Below are 21,186 nucleotides of genomic sequence, written 5' to 3'. Positions count from 1 at the left end.
AGTGCCGGCCGCTGGCCGGCACCACCCAAAGAGAAGGCCGGCTTTCGCCGGCCTCTTCGTTGATCAGGTCATGTCGACCAGGTTTTCGATCTTCACGTCCGGATTGACGTCGGCCTCGTAGTCGACACCCTCCACGCCAAAACCGAACAGGCGCAGGAAATCGGCCTTGTAGCCGGCCAGATCGCTGATCTCGTACAGGTTCTCGTTGGTCACCTGCGGCCACAGCGCGACCACCTTGCCCTGCACGTCCGCGGCCATTTCCTTGTAATCGGCACGCAGGCGGCCTTCGTCATCGACCAGCGCGACGGTGTGGCCATCGCCATCGACCAGGTCGTGGCGCAGACGATCGACCGCCACGCCATCGGCCTTGCCGCCGTAGAGGATGTCGTACAGCACGTCGAGCTGTTCGATGCAGCCTTCGTGCGTGCCCTTTTCCTTCATCACCTTGAACAGCAGCGACAGGTACAGCGGCATGGTCGGAATGGCCGAGCTGGCCTGGGTGACCACGGCCTTCAGCACCGACACGCGCGCGTCGCCACCGATCCTGGCCAGCTTCTCGCGCAGGCCCAGCACCTTGGTGTCCAGGTCCTTCTTGGCCGCACCGATCGAGCCATTCCAGTAGATCGCCTGGGTGATCTCTTCGCCCACGTAGGTGAAGGCGGTGGTGGTGCAGCCATTGGCCAGCACGCCGGCGTCAGCCAGCGCATCGATCCACATCTGCCAGTCCTCGCCGCCCATCACCGCGACGGTGCCAGCGATTTCTTCCGGGGTGGCCGGCTGCAGATGGGTCTCGGTCAGCACTTCCTTGTCGGTATCCAGGCCACGCAGGGTGATCGGCTCGCCGATCGGCTTCAGCGTGGAGCTGATGATCTCTCCGGTTTTCGGGTGCTTGCGGCGCGGCGCGGCAAGGCTGTAGACGACCTGGTCGACCTGGCCGAGATCGGCCTTGATCATCTCGATGGTCCTGGCCTTCACTTCATCGGAGAAGGCATCGCCGTTGATGCTCTTGGCGTACAGGCCAGCTTCGTCGGCGTACTTGTGGAACGCGGCCGAGTTGTACCAGCCCGCGGTGCCCGGCTTGGTTTCACTACCCGGGCGTTCGAAGAAGATGCCCAGGGTGGCGGCGCCACTGCCGAAGGCGGCAGTGATGCGCGCAGCCAGGCCGTAGCCGGTGGAGGCGCCGATCACCAGCACGCGCTTGGGACCATTCTGGATCGGCGGACGTGCGCGGATGTAGTCGATCTGCTGCTTGACCGCGGCTTCGCAGCCGGTCGGGTGGGTGGTGACGCAGATGAAGCCGCGGACGCGCGGTTTGATGACCATGGATACCTCGGGTTGGCAGATGCGGCGCGCGGGGCGCTCAGCAGGAATACGGGCGCGCGCCTGCGCGCGCGAACCGCAGGATCGTAGTGCGCGGGGGAAGATTGCACAACCGACGGCGGCGTAGGGTGGGGTTTGTTCTGCAGGGTTGCACCCTGCACCCGCAGAGGCCGGAGCAACGACCGGAGCCGGAGCAACTTCAAAAGCTGGGTTCCTGTGGGTTGGCGGGGGCGGGTCCGGTTGCGGGGGACGCCGTAAATCCGTCCATGGAGGCTTGGCCGCGGCATCCATGCCGCGGACACCCCCGCAACCGGACCCACCCCGCCTTCGACAGATTTCCGCGATCGGTCGGAACGGCATCCTGCTCTGGTAGGTGTCGACCTTGGTCGACATGGATGAACTCATTCAATATCTGACAGATGTGTCGACCAAGGTCGACACCTACCAACAGCCGCGCGATCCAACAGCCGCAGGAATCTGTCAGAGGTGGGGCCATGTGGGTTGGCAGGACCGTTGGCGCCATGGATGGCGCCATCGAGCCCCCATGGATGGGTTTACGGCGTGTCCTGCCAATCCACATGGCCCCACCATTCCACGGAATGCCCGCTGTTGCTATTGCTGTTGCCGGCCAGCGGCCGGCACTACCGCGGGTGCAGGGCTGCAAGCCCTGCCACAAAAAACCCCGCTTGCGCGGGGTTCTCTGCGTGCTGCGTGCAGCGGGTGCTTACGGGCGACGGGCCAGGGCCTCGATGTCCTTCGCCTTCGGCAGCAGGTCCTGCTTGCTGACGCGCAGGAAACCGATCGTCAGCATCGGCACCGCCACCAGGATCGAGGACAGCACTACGATCACCGCACCGATCATGTGCGTCTCGGCCAGGCCTTCCATCGAGCTGCCGCCGTACATGTACAGGGCCAGCGCCGACAGGAAGAACATCACCGCGGTGATCACCGTACGCGACAGCGTCTGGTTGATCGAACGGTTCAGCACTTCCATCGAGTCCACGCGCAGGCTGCGGAAGTTCTCGCGGACGCGGTCGAAGACCACGATCAGATCGTTGATCGCAAAGCCCATCACCGACAGCAGGCCGGCCAGCACGGTCAGGTCGAACTCACGGCCCAGCAGGGACACGTAAGCGACCGTCACGATCAGATCGAACATCGCCACGATGCTGGCGGTGACCGCGAACTTCCATTCGAAGCGCACCGCGATGTAGATCAGGAAGCCGGCCAGCATGAAGATCGTGGCGTACAGGCCATTCATCGCCAGGTCCTTGCCGATCTGCGGGCCCACGAACTCGTTGCGGAGCACGGTGGCCTGGTTGTCGGCGGTGGACAGGGCCTTCACCACGGCGGCGGCGGTGGCCTTGTCCTCGTGCGCGGCGTCACCGGTACCGGCAGCGTGCTCACCGTGCGGGGCCAGGCGGATCAGCAGATCGGTGTTGCCACCGACGCTCTGCACCTGGGCACCGTCGAAGCCACTTTCCTCGAGCTTGGTACGGACCTGCTCGACGTCCACCGCCTTGTCGAAGCGGGCTTCGATCAGGGTGCCGCCGGTGAAGTCCAGGGCGTAGTTGAAGCCCTTGAAGCCGATGATGGCAACCGAGGCCAGGAACACGATGACCGTGACGACCATCGCGACATGGCGCCAGCGCATGAAGTCGATCTTGGTGTCGTTCGGGAGGATGTGCAGCGGAAACAGTTTCATGTGCGTGTCGTCCCGTCAGATGGCCACGTTCTGGAGCTTCTTGCGGCGGCCGTAGATCAGCGTCGCCAGCGCACGCGACACGGTGATCGCGGTGAACATGGAGGCGAAAATACCGATGATCATGGTCAGCGCGAAGCCCTTCAGCGGACCGGTACCGAATGCGAACAGCGCCACACCGACGATCAGGCCGGTCAGGTTGGCGTCGAGGATGGTGCCGGAAGCACGCTCGTAACCGGTCACGATCGCGGTCTTGCCCGGCACGCCGGCACGCAGCTCTTCACGGATACGCTCGTTGATCAGCACGTTGGCGTCCACCGACAGGCCGACCGACAACGCCAGGCCGGCGAAGCCCGGCAGGGTCATGGTCGCGCCGAACAGCGACATCACCGCCACCACGATCAGCAGGTTGAACAGCATCGCGATCGAGGTGATCACGCCGAACATGCGGTAGTAGACGCTGAAGAACACCAGGGTGAACAGGAATGCGAACACCACCGCGCGCATACCGTTCTTGACGTTCTCGGCACCCAGGCTCGGGCCCACCACACGCTCTTCGACGAAGTCCATCGGCGCGGCCAGCGAGCCGGACTTCAGCAGCTTGGCCAGGTCCTCGGCTTCCTTCTTCTGCAGGCCGGTGGTCTGGAAGTTCTTGCCGAACACGCCGTTGATGTTGGCCACCGAGATCACTTCCTCGTTGACCTTGAAGCCACGCACTTCCTGGCCGTCGACGACGGTCACGGTCGGCACGCGCTCGGTGTAGACCACCGCCATCGGCTTGTTCACGTTGGCGCTGGTGAAGTCGAACATGCGCTGGCCGCCGACATTGTTCAGCGTCACGCTGACCGCCGGAGAGCCGCTGTTCGAATCGGTCACCGCCTGCGCGCCGACCATCTGGTCACCAGTGACGATCACGCGCTTGTTCAGCAGGACCGGACCACCGCCATCACGACGCTGGTAGACCTTCGCTTCCGGCGGAATGCGACCGGAGTTGATGGCGTCCTGTGCATTACCGTCCACCACGGCCCGGTATTCCAGGGTAGCGGTGGCACCGATCATGCGCTTGGCTTCGGCGGTGTCCTGCACGCCCGGCAGCTGCACCACCACGCGGTCAGCACCCTGGCGCTGGATGATCGGCTCAGCCACGCCGAGCTGGTTCACGCGGTTGCGCAGGGTGTTGATGTTCTGCTCGATGGCGCCGTTGGCGATCTGGGTGATCTCGGTTTCCGGCACGGTCACCGTGATGCGATTGCCACTGACGTCGTAGCCGAGGGTCGGCTGCGCCTTCACCAGGGCAGTGCGGGCACGCTGCGCGGCGTCGTCACCGGCGGACGGGCTCAGGTTCGCCACGATGCTGTTGTCAGCGCGGCGTTCCACCGACTGGTACGGGATGCGGGCGTCGCGCAGCGTGCTGCGCACGTCTTCTGTGTAGGCGTCCAGGCGCTTGTCGAGGGCGGCCTTCTGGTCGACCTGAAGCACGAAGTGCACGCCACCCTGAAGGTCCAGGCCCAGCACCATCGGGCGACCGCCGAGGTTGGCCAGCCAGTCCGGCACGGTCGAGGCCAGGTTCAGGGCCACGGTGTACTTTTCGCCGACCGTGTCACGCAGGGCGTCGCTGGCAGCGGACTGCGCCTTCAGGTCCGGCAGGCGGACGATCAGGCTTTCCCCTTCCTTCTCGGCACCGACGGTGGCGACACCGGCCTTCTTCAGGTCGGCCAGCACACGGTCACGCAGCGCATCGTCGATCTGGCCGCCACGGTTGGCGGTGATCTGGAGGGCCGGGTCCTTCTGGTAGATGTTGGGCAGCGCGTACAGCGCGCTGAGCGCCAGTACGATCAGGATGACGACGTACTTCCAGCGTGGAAATTCGAGCATTGCTTGGGTCCCGCGCGGCGCCATCCCCGGCGCCGCGGTTGTGCATCGGAAAGGGAGTGGCTTACTGGGCCGACTTCAGGGTACCGGCCGGCAGCACGTTGCCGACAGCGCCCTTCTGCACGCGGATGCGCACGTTGTCCGCCACTTCAATGGTGATGAAGTTGTCGCCGATGTCGGTGACGATGCCGGCGATGCCGCCGTTGGTCAGCACTTCGTCGCCACGCTTGATCTTCTCCAACATGGCCTTGTGCTCCTTCTGCCGCTTCATCTGCGGGCGGATCATCAGGAAGTACATGATGGCGATCAGGATGACCGGGAACAGCAGCGTGGTCAGGCCCATGCCCTGCGGTTGGCCGCCGGCGGCCTGGGCGTGGGCGGCGGGAATCAGGAAGGCAAGCAGGTTCATCGTTGGTCCTTTGGTTGGGCGGCGCTCCGGCCCTTTCACGGGCACGGGGTGTCGACCGCGGATCTGGGTCAGCCTTGAAGTATGCCACGGCCCCGGGCGTTCGTCCTTGGGCCGTTTGGCAGGGGGTGTTCGGGTTACAGGGGCGGTGCTACCGCCCCGCGTGCCGCGTAGAAAGACTCACGGAAGGCCAGGAAGGTTCCCGCCTCGATGGCCGCACGGATGTCGGCCATGAGCTTTTCGTAATAGAACAAGTTGTGCAGGGTGCCCAGCATCGGCGCCAGCATCTCGTTGCAGCGGTCCAGGTGGCGCAGGTAGGAACGGGTATAGCCGCCGGTGCAGGCCACGCAGCCGCAGCCCGGCTCGATCGGGTCCATGTCGCGCGCGTACTGGGAATTGCGGATGCGGACGGTGCCGAACGAGGTGAAATAGTGGCCGTTGCGGGCGTTGCGGGTCGGCATCACGCAGTCGAACATGTCCACGCCACGTGCGACACCCTCGACCAGGTCCTCCGGCCGGCCCACGCCCATCAGGTAGCGCGGGCGGTCGCCCGGCAGTTCTGGGTCCAGGTGGTCGAGCATGGCGTTGCGCTCGTCTTCGGGCTCGCCCACGGCCAGGCCGCCGATGGCATAGCCGTCGAAACCGATCGCCTGCAGGGCATCGGCCGAGCGGCTGCGCAGGTCGGTGTGCACGCCGCCCTGGACGATGCCGAACAGGGCCGCGTCGTTGCCCAGCTCGTCATGCGCGTTGCGGCTGCGCTGGGCCCAGCGCAGGCTCAGCTCCATCGAGCGGCGCGCCACATCCTCGGTAGCCGGGTACGGGGTGCACTCGTCGAAGATCATCACCACGTCCGAATCGAGCACTTTCTGGATCTTCATGCTCTCTTCCGGGCCCAGGAACACACGGGCACCGTCGGTGGGCGAGGCAAAGGTCACGCCCTGCTCGGTGATCTTGCGGCGGTGGGCCAGCGAGAACACCTGGAAGCCGCCGGAGTCGGTCAGGATCGGGCCATCCCAGCGGCAGAAGCCGTGCAGGCCGCCGTGGTCGGCGATGATGTCCAGGCCCGGGCGCAGGTACAGGTGGAACGTGTTGCCGAGGATGATCTCGGCGCCCAGCGCACGCACCTGGTCCGGCAGGATGCCCTTGACCGAGCCATAGGTCCCCACCGGCATGAAGGCCGGCGTTTCCACCGTGCCACGCGGGAAGGTCAGGCGGCCACGGCGGGCACGGCCGTCGCGGGTCTTGAGCTGGAACTGCAATCGGGACATGGAGCGGTCATTCGGGCAAATAGTCGCCCATTGTCTCCCAAAACCGGGTCGACCGCCCATTCAGGCCTGAACGGAACCAATGACCTGAGCGACGCGGCTGCTGGACTGTCGCATCTGGCCTTGGCCCTGACTGGTCGCCCCTCCAAGATGGGCGGACTACGTATTTCGCCAGGAAATCAGGCCCAAGATGAATAGAAGTGACCGCGAGGTACTAGAAGCAATTCTTGGGGGAAAAATCGAGCAACGAGCCGATCGAATCGCCCCGGGCATAAATCCTGTAGCCGGAGTGGAGTTCATCTATTACGAGGATTTCCATACCAGCAGCGCTTCAAGTCAGTTCCGCAAATTGCTGGCCTCTGCTGGCGAGTTCACCGCGAGCAGCGGTGGCATCGTATCGGACAGCTGCCGGATAACCCTACCCAACGGCCAGCGCTTCCTCGCCCTTTCCTTCCACGGCGATCTGGATGGATGGCGGAAGGCTGTGGAAGCCGGGGCACGCAACCTCGGCCTTAGCCTGGCCCGCATTGAAGATGACCACCTGATCATCTCCGACGGCCAGTCCGTTCCGCTCAGCGAATGCAAGGTGGATTTGGGCTGAGCAGCCCGGCGGAACCCACTTGCGGAAGGAATGATCCACGCATGGCGTGGATTTACTACAGCGCCGAAGACAGTAGAGCCACGCCATGCGTGGCTTCCCTGGCCTTCAGTCATCTGCAAGTGCGCACCAACGGTGCGCACCCACCACAAGCAGGCAGAGGTCAGCGCCCTACCCCGCCTGCGGGAACAGCAGCATCGCGTCGCCGTAGCTGAAGAACCGGTAGCGCTGCTCGATCGCGTGCTGGTAGGCCTCGAACACGCGCTGCTTGCCGGCAAACGCGGAAATCATCATCAGCAACGTGCTTTCCGGCAGGTGAAAATTGGTCACCATCGCGTCGACGCTGCGGATGCGGTAGCCCGGGGTGATGAAGATCTGGGTCTCGCCGGCAAACGGCAGCAGCTCACCGTCACGCATCGCGCTTTCCAGCGCGCGCACCACGGTGGTGCCGACGCCGATCACGCGGCCGCCGGCGGCACGCGTGCGCCGTACCTGCTGCACCAGCTCGGCACCGACATTCAGCCACTCGCGGTGCATCACGTGGTCCTTCAGGTCATCGGCACGCACCGGCTGGAAGGTGCCCGCCCCCACGTGCAGGGTGACGTGGCCAAAGTCCACGCCCTTGTCCTTCAATGCGGCCAGCAGCGGTTCGTCGAAATGCAGGCCGGCGGTCGGCGCGGCCACCGCGCCCACTTCACGCGCGAACACGGTCTGGTAGCGCTCGCGGTCATCCACACCCGGCTCGCGCTGGATATAGGGCGGCAGCGGCAGGCGGCCGGCATGCAGCAGCCACTGTTCCAGCGATTCCGGCACATGGAACTGCAACACGTAGAACTCGCCATCGCGGCCCAGCACCTCGGCTTCGCCACCGGCATCCAGCGCGATGCGGCTGCCGGCCTTGGGCGACTTGCTGGCGCCCACCTGCGCGCGGGCCTGCTGGCCACCCAGCAGGCGCTCGATCAGAATCTCCACGCGGCCGCCACTGGCCTTCTGCCCGAACAGGCGCGCCGGGATCACCCGGGTGTCGTTGAACACCAGCAGGTCGCCCGGCTGCAGCAGCGACGGCAGGTCGCGCACCTGCAGGTCGGTGAAGGCATCGGGCGCCGGAGGCACCAGCAGCAGGCGGCTTGCGGAACGTTCGGCCAGGGGCGCCTGCGCGATCAGTTCAGCCGGCAGGTCGTAGTTGAAATCGGACTTCTTCAAGGCAGTGGGCGGCAACAGGTCGACAATGGCGCGCATTGTACGTCCAGCGTCTGCGAGCCGGCGTGCTTCGCGGCGAACGTCGCGCAAAATGCTGCTATGCAGCAGGTTTCTGCGGGGTTATCGCGCAAAAAAACAAGTGCTAGCATCGAGTCGGAAGTCCGCTGCACGAGCCTGCCCCAAGCGCGCGTGATGACGCGCGTTTTGCTTTTGAAGACCCGTGCGACCCATTGTTTCAGGAGATCTGCAATGAGCTTCATCGAACGCCTCGCCCCCCTGCGCAACCAGCCCGGCACCCGCCTCACCTCCGGCCTGGACGACGCCACCCTGACCGCCCTGTCCGTCAACCACCCGCAGCTGATCGCCGCGGTGGACGCCGCCGCCGAGGAATTCGCGCGCGTGCAGGCCGACCTGGGGCCGCTGCTGGCGCAGGACGAACAGGCGCAGATCGACGCGATGCAGGACGGTTTCGTCAATTTCTATGCCGATGACGCGGTGACCCCGTATGTGGCACTGGCTGCGCGCGGCCCGTGGGTGGTCACCCTGAAAGGCGCCGTGCTGTACGACGCCGGCGGCTACGGCATGCTCGGCTTCGGGCACACCCCGGACGCCGTGCTGGAGGCGATGGCCCGCCCGCAGGTGATGGCCAACATCATGACCCCCAGCCTGTCGCAGCAGCGCTTCATCACCGCCCTGCGCGCCGAGATCGGCCACCGCCGTGGCGGCTGCCCGTTCGCCCGTTTCATGTGCCTGAATTCCGGTTCCGAGGCGGTCGGCCTGGCCGCGCGCATCGCCGACGTCAACGCCAAGCTGCAGACCGACCCGGGCGCACGCCACGCCGGTGCTGCGATCAAGCGCGTGGTGGTCAAGGGCAGCTTCCATGGCCGCACCGACCGCCCTGCCCTCTATTCGGATTCCAGCCGCAAGAGCTACATGCAGCACCTGGCCAGCTACCGTGGCGAGGATTCGGTGATCACCGTGGCGCCTTACGACGAAGCCGGCCTGCGCAAGGTGTTCGAGGATGCCACGCGCAACCAGTGGTTCATCGAGGCAGTGTTCCTGGAGCCGGTGATGGGCGAAGGCGACCCGGGCCGCTCGGTGCCGCCGTCGTTCTATGCCGTTGCCCGCGAACTGACCCGTGCCCATGGCAGCCTGCTGCTGCTCGACTCGATCCAGGCCGGCCTGCGTGCGCATGGCGTGCTCTCGGTGGTCGATTACCCGGGCTTCGAAGGCCTGGACCCGCCGGACATGGAGACCTACTCCAAGGCACTCAACGCCGCGCAGTACCCGCTCTCGGTGCTGGCGGTGACCGAGCATGCCGCGCAGCTGTACCGCAAGGGCATCTATGGCAACACGATGACCAGCAACCCGCGTGCGCTGGACGTGGCCTGTGCCACCCTGGCCCAGCTGACCCCGCAGGTGCGCGCCAACATCGCCGAGCGTGGTGCCGAGGCCGTGCGCAAGCTTGAACAGCTGAAGAACGAGCTGGGCGGACTGATCACCAAGGTGCAGGGCACCGGCCTGCTGTTCTCCTGCGAACTGGCGCCGCAGTTCAAGTGCTACGGCGCCAACTCCACCGAGGAATGGCTGCGCCAGCACGGCATCAACGTGATTCACGGTGGCGAGAACTCGCTGCGCTTCACTCCGCACTTCGGCATGGACAGCGAAGAGCTGGACCTGCTGGTGGGGATGGTCGGCCGCGCGCTGCGTGAAGGCCCGCGCCGCGAGCAGGCAGCGGCGGCGTAAGTCTCGTTCTTTGTAGAGTCGAGCTTGCTCGACTCAGCCGTAGCCGCGATCTGAACGAAGAGCAGCCGAGCATGGCTCGGCTCTACAGGGGCCCACCGCGGTCTGAACGAAGGGCAGCCGAGCGTGGCTCGGCTCTACAGACGGCAACCGCGAAGGTCCATACTCCATAGACACCCCGTCCCTGACCGCCCTGCGGTCGGAGACGGGGCGTTTTCGTTTCCGGCCAAGAGACAGGAAGATCCATGAAATCGATCTGTGTGTACTGTGGTTCCAACGCTGGCAGCAAGCCGGCCTATACCGAACGCGCCCTGGCCCTGGGCGACCGCATCGCCCGCGACGGGATGCGCCTGGTGTACGGCGGCGGCAATGTCGGCCTGATGGGAACCGTGGCCAATGCCGTGCTCGCCGCCGGCGGCGAAGTGACCGGCGTGATCCCGCGCCAGCTGGCCGACTGGGAAGTGGCCCACCGCGGCCTGACCGAACTGGAAATTGTCGGTTCGATGCATGAGCGCAAGTCGCGCATGTTCGACCTCGCCGATGGCTTCGTCACGCTGCCGGGCGGCTTCGGCACCATGGAAGAGATCTTCGAGATGCTGACCTGGCGCCAGCTTGGCATCGGCAACAAGCCGTGCGCCTTCCTCGACGTGGAAGGTTTCTACGCCCCGCTGATCGGCATGATCGACCGCATGGTGGAAGAGCGCTTCCTGCACCCGGACCAGCGCCAGGACCTGTGGTACGGCTCGGATATCGAAGCGATGCTGGAGTGGATGAAGAACTACAAGCCAGCGCAGGCCTCGAAGTGGATCGACGAAAAGCGTCGCGCCGCCCTGCGCTGATGCTTTCCTGCGCGGCGGCTCAGACCGCCGCGCAGCTCCACGGTGCGGGCCGCCCCAGCAGATAGCCCTGGCCGTAGTCGCAACCCAGTTCGCGCAGGGTCTGCCGCTGCGCCTCGGTTTCGATGCCCTCACCGATGGTCTCGATGCCCAGCGTACGCGCCAACGACAGCACGCCCTCGACCAGCGCCCGCGTGCTCTGCACTTCCGGCCCATGCAGGCCGGCGATGAAGCTCTGGTCGATCTTCAGCGTACTGATCGGGAAACGGTGCAGGTAGGACAGCGCCGAGAAGCCGGTACCGAAATCGTCCAGCTGCACCTGGATGCCACGCTCGCGCAGGCCCTGCAGGATGCGCAGGGTGTGCGGACCATCATCCAGCAGCGCCACCTCGGTGATTTCCAGGCGCAGTCGCTGCGGATCCGCACCGTACTCGTCCAGCAGGCCGAACAGGCGGTCGCTGAACTCCGCGGAGCGGAAATGGCGCGGTGACACGTTCACCGATACATAGCTGTGCCCGCCTTCGACCAGGCCGGCGATGACCTGCTCGTAGATCAGCCAGTCAACCTGTTCGATCAGGCCGCTCTCCTCGCCCAGCTCCAGGAACGCGCCTGGCAACAGCAGCCCACGGCGCTCGTGCTGCCAACGCAGCAGCGCTTCGTGGCCCACCACCTCGCCATCGGACAGGCGCACGATCGGCTGGTAGAACGGGACGAAATCGCGGTTGTTGATCGCACGCCGCAGGTCGGCTTCCAGATCGAGGCTGCGCATGGCCTGCTCGCGCATGTCTTCGTCGAAGATCGCACAGCGGTCATGGCCCTGCGCCTTGGCCCGGTACATTGCCGCGTCGGCATCACGCAGCAGCTCTTCGCCGGTGCGGTAGCGGGGGTTCCACAGCGCGATGCCCAGGCTGCCGGACGGAAACAGCTCGCGCCCGGCGATCCACATCGACTCCTGCAGCGCCAGCAGCAGGCGCTGGCCAAAGTCCAAGGCCTGGGCCAGGCCCTGCGGGCATTGCAGCAGCACCGCGAATTCGTCACCGCCCAGCCGGGCCACCACGTCCTCGGCGCCAGCCATCGATACGATGCGCTTGGCCACTTCCACCAGCATGCGGTCACCGGCAGCGTGGCCGATACTGTCGTTGACCAGCTTGAAGCGGTCCAGGTCGAGGAACAGCACGGCGAACACCGGGCCGCCCTCTCGCTTGGCCAGCGCCAGCGCATCCTGCAGGCGGTCCAGCAGGTGCAGGCGGTTGGGCAGGCCGGTCAGCGCATCGTGCATGGCCTGGTGGGTCAGGCGTTGCTCGGCCCGCAGGCGTTCACCAATCTGCCCGAGCAACTTCTCGTTGACCTCGGCCAGCTCGCGGGTACGTTCTTCCACGCGCTTTTCCAGCTCGGCATGCGCCGAGCGCAGCCGTTGCTGGTCGCGCTGACGGGCCAGGCCGGTACCGATGTTCTGTGCGACGAAGGTCAGCAGGCGCTGGTCATGCACACTGAAAATGCTGTTCTCGCTGTAGCTCTGCACCACGATCGCGCCGACCACTTCGTCGTCGCGCAGCAGCGGTACGCCCAGCCAGCAGTGCGAACGCGCACCGGATTCACGCACTTCGCCACTGGCCAGCAGCGCATCGATCTGCGCGCGTGACGCCAACAATGGCCGCCGGTTGCGCACGACGTACTCGGTCAGGCCCCGGCTGAACGGTCGCGGCGCGCGGCTGGCATTGTGCTCGTCCACCGAATAGACGAAGTCCAGGCCGTTGCCGGCCGGGTTGACCAAAGCGATGTAGAAATTGCGTGCGTCGAGCAGGCGCCCGACCACCCCGTGCACCTGTCCGTAGAACTGCGCCAGGCTGTCGGCCGACATCGCCATCTCGGCGATGTTGTACAGGGCGGTCTGCAGCTGTTCGGCGCGTCGACGCTCGGCCACCTCGTCCTGCAGGCTGTGATTGGCGCGCTGCAGTTCCTGGGTGCGCCGCGCCACCTGCTGCTCCAGCCGCACCTGCGCCTGGCGCCGGTCCATCGCGGTCTGCACGTGCTGCGCAACGAAGCCCAGCAATGCGCGCTCGGCCTCGCCATAGCGGGCCGCCTGCTCATAGCTCTGAACCACGATGGCACCGCATACGCGGCCATCGCGCAGCATCGGCACGCCCAGCCAATCCAGACTTTCGGGCCCGCGTTGCGGGTCGTGCTCCTGCTCCATCACCTGCGCCAGCAGTTCGCGCGAGGGACCACTGAGCGGCTTGCCATGACGCAGCAACGCCACGGTCAGGCTGCGCGGCATCTCGCTGGCGTCATGGCTCTGCGTGGGATCGGCAACGAAATCATCGACCTGATCGGCGAAGTACAGGAAACGGATCTGGTCGCGCACATCGTCGTATTCCACGATGTAGCAGTTCTCGGCATACATCAGCGTGCCCAGCACACCATGCACGTGGCGCAGCATCTCGGGCATTTCCAGGTCGGCACCGGCCAGATCTGCAATCTGGAACAAGGCCTGCTGCAACCGCTCGGCCTCTTCCAGCGCCTTGATCTGGCCGGCCTGGCGGCCGCGCTGCAGCGCCAGCTCCATCGCCTGCCGGGCAACCCCCCACCATGCCGGCGAAGGCACCGCGCCTTCCACCGACAACAGCAGGCGCGCCCCATCATGTTCCCAGCCGTGCTGGCCGTCGCCCATGCCTGGCGCTGCCGCATCACCTCCGGCAGTCGCCCTCGGCCAGGCCCCCTGGCCACGGCCAAGCTGCGGGTCATCCCAGCCGACACGGACCACAGCCGTTTCCGGCAGAAGCGCATGCAACGCGCGCACCAGCGCCGTGCTCAGCACGGCCTCGTGTGGTGGCTCTTTCGCCGGTTCAGCATGCGTGGACAAATGACAATCTCTTGGCGCCGTCAGTGCGTCGCCTCCCCTGAGCCGCCGAGCATAGCGCGCCACCCGGGGGGCAATGGAAGCCCGTAAACCCCGAATCGTGCGCCCGTACGTTTTTCCTGCTGACCGTAGCCCCTTCCGAGCCATGACCCCCGCCCTGCCCGCCCTCGCCACCGGCTATGCGCCATCGCCTGCAGGCCTTACCCTGTACGCCGTGGAAGCCAGCGCACTGCCAACCGATGAAGCCTTGATGCTGGCCTGGGCCGGTGGCGACCTGCGCGCGTTTGAAAGCCTGTATGCGCGCCATCGCAAGCGCCTGTTCGGCTTCCTGCTGCGGCAACTGCGCGACAACGCGCTGGCCGAGGAGATCTTCCAGGACGTCTGGCAGCGGGTGATCAGCGCCCGTGCGGGGTGGCAACCGGACGCGGCGTTCAGCACCTGGCTGTTCCGCATCGCCCACAACCGCCTGAACGACCATTGGCGCGCCGCCCGCCACCGGCCGGCTGCCCCGGCCGATGCCGACCTGCGCCTGGCCGCGATCGAGGATGGACAGACCCCGGAAGGCGAGCTTTCCGAATTCGAACAACGTCGCCGCATCCAGCTGGCGATGGAACAACTGCCGCCGGAGCAGCGCGAAGTGCTGCAACTGCGGCTGGATCAGGAACTGAGCCTGGAGGAGATCGGCCAGATCACCGGCGTAGGCCGGGAAACCGTGAAATCGCGGCTGCGCTATGCGATGGACAAGCTGCGTGCGGGATTGAACGCATGAACCGAGACGAACCGCTGACGCCGGAAGAACGCGAGCTGGCCCGGCTGCTCGGCCGTCGCGCCGAACAGGCACCGCCCGCCGCACTGGACGCCGCCATCCTGGCCGCGGCCCGCGCTGCCGTGGACGCTCCGGCTGCCGATGCGGTCGCCTCTCCCGAAGCACCACGTACGCAGCGCACACGCCCGCGTTGGCCGGCGGTGTTCGGCATCGCCGCCTCGATGGTGTTCGCCATCGGCATCGCCTGGCAGCTGCGTCCGGAACCGCCACCGATTCCGGCGGGTGAGGCCGCTGTTGCGGCGGCACCGGCTGCGGCAGAAGACGTCGCGGCTGCCGATAAGGCCGCTGAGCGCAGTGCAGCCGACGGCGCGGTGGCGACTGCGGAACCGGCCGCTGCGCCCGCAGCACCCGAGGCAGCCCCGGTTGCCGCTGCCCCGGCACCGGCCATCGCGCGCGCAAGCAAGCCTGCGCCCGCCGAGACCGCTGAAGCGCCGGCCCAGGCTGCACGATCGATGGCTGCGGATGCGGCCGCCGATACCTCCTTTGCGGCCCTGCCGCCCGCTCCGGCCGCAGCGCCGGCAGCAGCCCCCCCTGCGCCTCCGGCTCCCACCGCCTACTCGGCACCCGCGCCGCTGATGGCGCCGGTTGTCGCCAGTGGTTCGCTGAAGGCGCGCTCGGCAGGCACGCCAGAGTCCAACAGCGTGCAGGCCGAACAGGCCCCGGCGTTGGACCGGGTAGAAATCACTTCGATGAAGCGCGAGGCTCCCAGCCGTTCCGCACCTGGCATCATGCGCCGTGGCAGCGATGCGGGCCTGAGCGCGGATGCCGTGCAGGCCGAGGTGGACGCTGACGCACGACTGCCGCGCCGGCAGTGGCTGCAGAAGATCCGTACACGACGCGACGACGGCCAGCGCGATCTGGCCCGTGCCAGCCTGGAGCGCTACATGCAGCAGTACCCGGAAGCACGCCTGCCGCGCGACCTGCGCCCGCTGCTGGACGACTGAAGCGGACGGGAATACCCGGCAACCCCGTAGAATGGCGGGAATGCTCGATACTCTCGCCCAGCCGGTCAGCCACACGCTGGAAGTCAAACACAGCCGTTTCATCGCCCATGCCGCGCCGATCGATGGCGCCGCAGCGGCCATGGCGTTCCTGCAGCAGGTTGCGGTGGCCGATGCCACCCACAACTGCTGGGCCTACCGGCATGGGCAGGACTATCGCTCCAGCGACGATGGCGAGCCGGCCGGCACGGCGGGACGTCCGATCCTGGCGGCGATCGACGGCCAGGGTTTCGACCGGGTGATGGTGGTAGTGACGCGCTGGTTCGGCGGTATCAAGCTCGGTGCCGGTGGCCTTGTGCGCGCCTACGGCGGCGCCGCCGCCGAGTGCCTGCGCACCGCCCCGCGCCTGCCGCTGGTGGCGATGGCCCGGCTGCAGCTGCTGGCCGGCTTCGAGGACCTGGGTACCCTGCATGCCACCCTGCCCGCCTTCGGTGCCGAAAAGCGCGATGAACAGTTCGATGCCAATGGCGTGTGCCTGCGGATCGAATTGCCTGCCGATCAGGTCGACGCATTGAAAATCCGCCTGCGCGACGCCACCCGTGACCGTATCCGCATAGAAGACGACGACCAGGATGACTGACAAGGACGACGCCCCCGCTTCGACCCCGCCGCTGCGGCGCCTCGGCAGCCTGCGCACGCTGTGGCCGTTCGTGCGCCGCCACAGCGGCCTGTTCACCGCCTGGCTGCTGGCCCTGGCGGTGTCTTCTGCAGCCACGCTGAGCCTGCCTCCGGCGGTGAAGCAGATGATCGATCACGGTTTCAGCAGCGGCGGCCAGATCAACCGTGCCTTCGCCCTGCTGATGCTGGTGGCGGTCGTCATGGCGTTGGGCACGGCCGCGCGCTTCTACTTCGTATCGTTGCTGGGTGAAAAGGTCGTGGCTGACCTGCGCAGCCAGCTGTATGCCCACCTGATCCAGCTGGGCGCCGGCTTCCACGACCGCAGCCGCAGCGGAGAGCTGGTCTCGCGCCTGACCGCGGACACCGAACTGCTGCGCAGCGTGGTCGGCTCGACCATGTCCGTGGCGCTGCGCAGCACGGTCACCGTCATCGGCAGCCTGGCAATGCTGTTCGTCACCAGCCCACGGCTGGCCGCATGGTCGCTGCTCGGCATTCCGCTGGCGGTGCTGCCGATCATCATCGGCGCGCGCAAGCTGCGCACGGTCGCACGCAACAGCCAGGACCGCATCGCCGATGCCAACAGCCTGGCCAGTGAAACCCTGGGTGCGGTACGCACGGTGCAGGCACATGCACGCGAGCCGTACGAGCGCGGGCGCTTCGACAAGGCACTCGGTGATGCCATCGGCGCCGCCCGTCGCCGCATCGGCGCACAGTCGCTGGTCACCGCCAGCGCCATCCTGCTGGTGTTCGGCGCCATCGTCGGTGTGTTGTGGCTGGGCGCGCACGACGTCATCGACGGCCGCCTCAGCGCCGGTACGCTGGGCCAGTTCGTGCTGTATGCATTGATCGGTGGCGGCTCGGTGGGCGCGCTGGCCGAAGTGTGGAACGAACTGCAGCGCGCGGCCGGCGGCATGGGCCGCATCGGCGAACTGCTGCAGGAAGACATCGAGATCCGCGCGCCGGCACAGCCGCACGCGCTGCCGCAGCCGCTGCGTGGCGAGATCCGGTTCGACGACGTGGTGTTCCACTACCCGCAGCGACCGGACCAGGCCGCACTGGACCACTTCAACCTGCACGTGCACCCCGGCGAGACCGTGGCGCTGGTGGGTCCGTCGGGGGCGGGCAAGAGCACGGTGCTTTCGATGCTGCTGCGCTTCCATGATCCTGCCAGCGGCCGCATCGACGTGGACGGCATCGACGTGCGCCAGGCCGACCCGGCCGAGCTGCGTGCGCAGCTGGCGCTGGTGCCGCAGCAGCCGACGCTGTTCGCTGCCAGTGCGCGCGACAACATCCGCTATGGCCGCCTGCAGGCCAGCGACGCCGAAGTCGAGGCTGCCGCGCGTGCCGCCGAGGCCGATGGCTTCCTGCGCGCGTTGCCGCAGGGCTATGACAGTGAGCTGGGCGAGCGCGGTGCCCGCCTGTCCGGTGGCCAGCAGCAGCGTGTGGCGATTGCCCGTGCGCTGCTGAAGGATGCGCCGATCCTGCTGCTGGACGAAGCGACCAGCGCGCTGGACGCGCAGAGCGAGCACAGCGTGCAGCAAGCGCTGGAGCGGCTGATGGCGGGCCGCACCACACTGGTCATTGCCCACCGCCTGGCCACCGTGCTCAAGGCCGACCGCATCGTGGTGATGGACCAGGGCCGCATCGTCGCCGAGGGCACGCACGCACAGCTGCTGGCAGAAGGTGGACTGTACGCTGAACTTGCGCGCCTGCAGTTCATCGATTGATGACGTCCGGCTAACATCGGCGCGGCCAAGCTGGCCGCGCAACAACCGCATCCGCTGAAGGAGGTGCACGATGTCGTTCCGTCAGTTCCCCGCTGTCGACAGCAACGGCGAAAGCCACATCATCATCGAGTTCAAGCCCGAGGCGAATGGCAGCGGGCATCACTCCGAAGCCACGCCACGCTACGAACTGGATGACGGGCGGCCGCTGGTGCGCGATGGCCGCGAGTTCACCACCAGTGGCGGCGAGCTGCGGCTGACGATCTGAGGTTCGCCGGGCATGGCCCCGGCGCTACCGGATTTCGTATCGCCCCGCTCTGGCGGGTGTCGACCTTGATCGACCCGCTTTCTTGACTCTGGTAGGTGTCGACCTTGGTCGACACGCTTTTGCCAAGGGCAATCGAGCGTGGCTCGACGCTACAAAAGGCGTGATCATTTTTTGGCCAGGCATCTTGACAGCCTTTGCTGCCAAGGCCTGAGCAAGGTTATCCACACGTTTGCTCAGGAACCATCCACACCGCCTGTGGATGAATTCAGCCCAGTACCCGCCCGATGCCGCTGGCGTCCACCTCAGCGGCCGCCCGGGTGATCGCCGCCGGATCACTGCCTGCGATGAACCCGATTCGGAAATGCACTTCGCCGCCGGGCGTGCGTGAGGAATGGATCGATGCCAGGCTGATGCGGTGCTGCTCGAACACGTTCAGCAGCTCACGCAATGAGCCCGGTCGGTCTTCCGGCAAATGCACCGACAGCGCGTTGCGCTCGGTCAGGTCCGCCAACAGGTAACCCACGCGTTCGAAGGTGTAGTTGCCGTCAGCCAGTGCCTGCTCGCCGAAGGCACTGCGGTTGGCCGAAAGCAGCTGCTCGCGGAATTCACCACGCGCACGGTCGTCGCCCTGCCCGACCTGCGCCTGCAGGGCCTGCAGCTGGCCGACCAGCCGTTCCAGCATCGGCGCCACGTACGGGTTACCGAACTGGATGTCTTCGTAGATCGCCGGGTTGAGCGACAGGATGCGCGAGATGATCGCCGTGTCCAGCTCGAACGATGCCGAACGGTACGGCATCATCGCGGCCAGATCGCCCAGCTGCGGCTGGTACTGGCGCAGCACGCCGGCCTGGGCCAAGTGGGTGGCATGCACCATCGCCTGCACCAGCGCCATCATCTGGTCGTGGTGCTGCGGCGTGGCCCGCACGCACTCGGCCTGCAGCGCAGCGCACAGCGTATCGACCCATGGCTGCCAGTGCTGCAGCCGCGCTTCGCAGACCACCATCACCCGGCCCTTCAGGGTCGGCGCCTTGGGTGGCGCGGTCATCGGGTGCAGGCCGACCACTTCGGCTTGAGAGGCCAGCATCGCCTGCACCGGCGCTTCCTTCACCGAGGTCACGTCCAGCCATAGCCGGTCCTGCTCACGGCCGGCCGACTGCCGCACGTACTCGGCAATCAGAGCCGGCGTATGCCGGATCGGTGCCGAGAACACCAGCACGTCGGCCTGCGCCAGCAGCTGTTCCGGCGTATGCGAGTCCGGATCGGCCGGATCGTGGCCGATCACCTGCAGCTGCATGTGCTGCTGGAAGAAGCGGCTCAGCCAGCGCCCATAGGCGCCGGCACTGCCGACGATGCCGACCGTGCGCGGCGTGCGTTCGAGCAGACCGCTCATGCCACGCGTTCGGCACGGAAGCGCGTGCCTTCGGCCAGTGCGGCAGGCGCCGCCGCGATCACGTCGAACTCTTCGAAGCCATTGTCCAGAGTCGCCTCCAGCGCCGCGTGGGTACCGGCAATCGCACGCGAAATCGCCTGCTGCATCGATTCACCTCGCAACAGGAACGACACCACCAGCGACATCAGCACGTCACCGGTGCCGGCCACGTCCACCGGCAGCAGCGGCGAAGTCCAGCGCCAGGTTTCCTCGCGACCGACCGCCAGGGTCACCAGCTCACCCGGGTTACCGCCCACGCTGTGCGCGATCACCCAGTGCGGGCCACGGTCAAGCAGCGTACGCGCGGCGGCGATGGCATCAGCCTCGGCCAGTGCCGGCATACCGGTCAGACGATTCAGTTCGAAGGCGTTCGGGGTCACCAGCCAGGCATGCGGCAGCAATCGCTCGGCGAAGATCGCTTCCAGGCCCGGTTCCACGTAGGGGCCGGTGTGGGTGTCACCAATCACCGGATCCAGGCAGTAACGCAGCTGCGGACAGGCCGGCAGGATGTTGTCCAGCCAGTCGGCGAAGGCGGCACCGTTGGCGGTGCTGCCGAAGTAGCCGGAAACCAGCATTTTCGCCCGCTGCGGCAGGCCGCGCTCGTGGGTGCCCAGCAGCAGGTCGGCGAACCAGTCGGCGGGCAGCACCCGACCGCGCGTGGTGTCGTAGAACGGCGCATTGCTCAGCAACACGGTCGGAATTTCCGCGACGCGCACACCGAGCGCACGCATCGGCGGTACGGCGGCGCTGTTGCCGGCGTGGCCGTAGACAAGTTGCGACTGGACCGAGATGACATCGATCGGCGACGGACCATCCGGCCGCTGGCGGCGGCCGTGGACCAGGTGGTTATCAAGGGATTCGCTCATGCCCGCATTCTACGCCCAAGGGAGTTTTCGGCAGGGCTTGCAGCCCTGCACCTGCTCAATGCAACGGCAACCGCAACGGCCGAAGCCAAAGCGGCATTCCGTGGGGTGGCGGGGCGGTGTCGGAGTGTGGGGATGCCGCAAGTACGTCCTTGTAGGCTTGGCAGCGGCATCCATGCCGCTGACACCCCGCACTCCGACACCGCCCCACCTTCGACAGGTTCACGCGGCTGTTGCTAACTGCGGCTGTTGTTCCGCGCGGCTGTTGGTAGGTGTCGACCTTGGTCGACACATCTGTCAGAGATCGAACGAATTCATCCGTGTCGACCAAGGTCGACACCTACCAGGGCCGGACGCTGTTCCGACAGATCGCGGAAAACTGTCGAAGGCGGGGTGGGTCCGGTTGAGGGGGCGTGAGCCGCATGGGCCCGAGGCATGCCTCGGGCGGGTTGGGCAGGACGCCCAACCCCGGTCTTGCCGTGTGCGCAGGACTGCGCACACGAGCAAGCGGCGACCGAGCTTACATGGGTGAGGGCGCTTTGCTTGCGAAGCATTGCTTCGCAAGCGCCCGAACGCACAGCCGCCAGCGGCTGGGCCGGGCCCCGGAGGGGGACTTGCAGCGTCCCCCTCAACCGGACCCACCCCGCCAACCACG

The 21,186-nt window shown here is 66.6% G+C and carries 17 protein-coding genes; 8 read left to right on the top strand and 9 right to left on the bottom strand.

Annotated features, from left to right (window positions below):
- Positions 1-63: 63 nt before the first annotated feature.
- The 5 genes from fabV to tgt form a co-directional block, all read right to left on the bottom strand.
- A complete protein-coding gene (fabV, locus tag ACZLHH_RS09380; RefSeq protein WP_180845368.1) occupies positions 64-1,323 on the bottom strand; it encodes an enoyl-ACP reductase FabV in 1,260 nt (419 codons plus the stop codon).
- Between the two features lie 721 nt (positions 1,324-2,044).
- Entirely contained in the window at positions 2,045-3,025 is a 981-nt protein-coding gene (gene secF, locus ACZLHH_RS09375; protein ID WP_071228983.1) for a protein translocase subunit SecF, read from the bottom strand.
- A gap of 15 nt (positions 3,026-3,040) precedes the next feature.
- On the bottom strand, positions 3,041-4,897 hold the full coding sequence (gene secD / locus ACZLHH_RS09370; RefSeq protein WP_049400105.1) for a protein translocase subunit SecD: 1,857 nt from the start codon (positions 4,895-4,897) through the stop codon (positions 3,041-3,043).
- A 61-nt stretch (positions 4,898-4,958) separates the two neighbouring features.
- Positions 4,959-5,303: a preprotein translocase subunit YajC gene (gene yajC / locus ACZLHH_RS09365; RefSeq protein WP_005409257.1), complete on the bottom strand. Its 345-nt coding sequence runs from the start codon at positions 5,301-5,303 to the stop codon at positions 4,959-4,961.
- Between the two features lie 134 nt (positions 5,304-5,437).
- On the bottom strand, positions 5,438-6,568 hold the full coding sequence (gene tgt, locus ACZLHH_RS09360; RefSeq protein WP_180845367.1) for a tRNA guanosine(34) transglycosylase Tgt: 1,131 nt from the start codon (positions 6,566-6,568) through the stop codon (positions 5,438-5,440).
- 187 nt (positions 6,569-6,755) lie between these two features.
- On the opposite strand from tgt, the gene ACZLHH_RS09355 reads away from it, so the two are divergent.
- Positions 6,756-7,166, top strand: coding sequence for a hypothetical protein (locus tag ACZLHH_RS09355; protein WP_032128304.1), 411 nt, complete (start codon positions 6,756-6,758; stop codon positions 7,164-7,166).
- Between the two features lie 168 nt (positions 7,167-7,334).
- Here the strand turns inward: ACZLHH_RS09355 and queA are convergent, their stop codons facing one another.
- Entirely contained in the window at positions 7,335-8,402 is a 1,068-nt protein-coding gene (gene queA / locus ACZLHH_RS09350; protein WP_032128303.1) for a tRNA preQ1(34) S-adenosylmethionine ribosyltransferase-isomerase QueA, read from the bottom strand.
- A 210-nt stretch (positions 8,403-8,612) separates the two neighbouring features.
- Between queA and ACZLHH_RS09345 the strand changes: the two genes are divergently transcribed.
- Both ACZLHH_RS09345 and ACZLHH_RS09340 read left to right on the top strand, forming a co-directional pair.
- The gene (locus tag ACZLHH_RS09345; protein ID WP_180845366.1) at positions 8,613-10,109 is read left to right on the top strand and encodes an aminotransferase class III-fold pyridoxal phosphate-dependent enzyme; all 1,497 of its coding nucleotides are present in this window, start codon (positions 8,613-8,615) and stop codon (positions 10,107-10,109) included.
- A gap of 242 nt (positions 10,110-10,351) precedes the next feature.
- Positions 10,352-10,945 (top strand): LOG family protein, encoded by a 594-nt coding sequence (locus ACZLHH_RS09340; protein WP_125895582.1) that lies wholly within the window; start codon positions 10,352-10,354, stop codon positions 10,943-10,945.
- A gap of 19 nt (positions 10,946-10,964) precedes the next feature.
- Here the strand turns inward: ACZLHH_RS09340 and ACZLHH_RS09335 are convergent, their stop codons facing one another.
- Positions 10,965-13,805, bottom strand: coding sequence for a bifunctional diguanylate cyclase/phosphodiesterase (locus ACZLHH_RS09335; RefSeq protein ID WP_180845365.1), 2,841 nt, complete (start codon positions 13,803-13,805; stop codon positions 10,965-10,967).
- A 247-nt stretch (positions 13,806-14,052) separates the two neighbouring features.
- Between ACZLHH_RS09335 and ACZLHH_RS09330 the strand changes: the two genes are divergently transcribed.
- The 5 genes from ACZLHH_RS09330 to ACZLHH_RS09310 all read left to right on the top strand — a co-directional run bounded on the left by ACZLHH_RS09330 (position 14,053) and on the right by ACZLHH_RS09310 (position 18,239).
- Complete coding sequence (locus ACZLHH_RS09330) at positions 14,053-14,571, top strand: RNA polymerase sigma factor (protein ID WP_229301232.1); 519 nt, start codon at positions 14,053-14,055, stop codon at positions 14,569-14,571.
- Positions 14,568-15,572, top strand: a complete 1,005-nt coding sequence (locus tag ACZLHH_RS09325) for a hypothetical protein (protein WP_149909078.1) — start codon at positions 14,568-14,570, stop codon at positions 15,570-15,572. The genes ACZLHH_RS09330 and ACZLHH_RS09325 overlap by 4 nt, the downstream gene beginning before the upstream one ends.
- Before the next feature lie 40 nt (positions 15,573-15,612).
- Positions 15,613-16,209: an IMPACT family protein gene (locus tag ACZLHH_RS09320; RefSeq protein ID WP_049400110.1), complete on the top strand. Its 597-nt coding sequence runs from the start codon at positions 15,613-15,615 to the stop codon at positions 16,207-16,209.
- Positions 16,202-17,974, top strand: coding sequence for an ABC transporter transmembrane domain-containing protein (locus tag ACZLHH_RS09315; RefSeq protein ID WP_049400111.1), 1,773 nt, complete (start codon positions 16,202-16,204; stop codon positions 17,972-17,974). The genes ACZLHH_RS09320 and ACZLHH_RS09315 overlap by 8 nt, the downstream gene beginning before the upstream one ends.
- Positions 17,975-18,044: 70 nt before the next feature.
- On the top strand, positions 18,045-18,239 hold the full coding sequence (locus ACZLHH_RS09310; RefSeq protein WP_005409247.1) for a hypothetical protein: 195 nt from the start codon (positions 18,045-18,047) through the stop codon (positions 18,237-18,239).
- 265 nt (positions 18,240-18,504) lie between these two features.
- Here ACZLHH_RS09310 and ACZLHH_RS09305 read toward each other — a convergent pair whose 3' ends face one another.
- The gene (locus ACZLHH_RS09305; RefSeq protein WP_180845364.1) at positions 18,505-19,629 is read right to left on the bottom strand and encodes a prephenate dehydrogenase; all 1,125 of its coding nucleotides are present in this window, start codon (positions 19,627-19,629) and stop codon (positions 18,505-18,507) included.
- Entirely contained in the window at positions 19,626-20,534 is a 909-nt protein-coding gene (pdxY, locus tag ACZLHH_RS09300) for a pyridoxal kinase (RefSeq protein WP_043035460.1), read from the bottom strand. Before pdxY ends, ACZLHH_RS09305 begins: the two co-directional genes overlap by 4 nt.
- Positions 20,535-21,186: the final 652 nt, after the last annotated feature.

It is taken from the genome of Stenotrophomonas sp. 28608_Sma, from assembly GCF_056486185.1.
This window is presented reverse-complemented; position numbering and strand designations above follow the sequence as displayed.

What these genes read in the sequence shown, in the direction of transcription:
- ACZLHH_RS09320 (WP_049400110.1), top strand. Translation starts at nt 15,613, where the DNA reads ATGCTCGATACTCTCGCCCAGCCGGTCAGCCACACGCTGGAAGTCAAA.
- ACZLHH_RS09340 (WP_125895582.1), top strand. Translation starts at nt 10,352, where the DNA reads ATGAAATCGATCTGTGTGTACTGTGGTTCCAACGCTGGCAGCAAGCCG.
- ACZLHH_RS09315 (WP_049400111.1), top strand. Translation starts at nt 16,202, where the DNA reads ATGACTGACAAGGACGACGCCCCCGCTTCGACCCCGCCGCTGCGGCGC.
- ACZLHH_RS09345 (WP_180845366.1), top strand. Translation starts at nt 8,613, where the DNA reads ATGAGCTTCATCGAACGCCTCGCCCCCCTGCGCAACCAGCCCGGCACC.
- fabV (WP_180845368.1), bottom strand. Translation starts at nt 1,323, where the DNA reads ATGGTCATCAAACCGCGCGTCCGCGGCTTCATCTGCGTCACCACCCAC.
- secF (WP_071228983.1), bottom strand. Translation starts at nt 3,025, where the DNA reads ATGAAACTGTTTCCGCTGCACATCCTCCCGAACGACACCAAGATCGAC.
- pdxY (WP_043035460.1), bottom strand. Translation starts at nt 20,534, where the DNA reads ATGAGCGAATCCCTTGATAACCACCTGGTCCACGGCCGCCGCCAGCGG.
- queA (WP_032128303.1), bottom strand. Translation starts at nt 8,402, where the DNA reads ATGCGCGCCATTGTCGACCTGTTGCCGCCCACTGCCTTGAAGAAGTCC.
- ACZLHH_RS09310 (WP_005409247.1), top strand. Translation starts at nt 18,045, where the DNA reads ATGTCGTTCCGTCAGTTCCCCGCTGTCGACAGCAACGGCGAAAGCCAC.
- ACZLHH_RS09330 (WP_229301232.1), top strand. Translation starts at nt 14,053, where the DNA reads ATGCTGGCCTGGGCCGGTGGCGACCTGCGCGCGTTTGAAAGCCTGTAT.
- secD (WP_049400105.1), bottom strand. Translation starts at nt 4,897, where the DNA reads ATGCTCGAATTTCCACGCTGGAAGTACGTCGTCATCCTGATCGTACTG.
- yajC (WP_005409257.1), bottom strand. Translation starts at nt 5,303, where the DNA reads ATGAACCTGCTTGCCTTCCTGATTCCCGCCGCCCACGCCCAGGCCGCC.
- ACZLHH_RS09325 (WP_149909078.1), top strand. Translation starts at nt 14,568, where the DNA reads ATGAACCGAGACGAACCGCTGACGCCGGAAGAACGCGAGCTGGCCCGG.
- ACZLHH_RS09355 (WP_032128304.1), top strand. Translation starts at nt 6,756, where the DNA reads ATGAATAGAAGTGACCGCGAGGTACTAGAAGCAATTCTTGGGGGAAAA.
- ACZLHH_RS09305 (WP_180845364.1), bottom strand. Translation starts at nt 19,629, where the DNA reads ATGAGCGGTCTGCTCGAACGCACGCCGCGCACGGTCGGCATCGTCGGC.
- tgt (WP_180845367.1), bottom strand. Translation starts at nt 6,568, where the DNA reads ATGTCCCGATTGCAGTTCCAGCTCAAGACCCGCGACGGCCGTGCCCGC.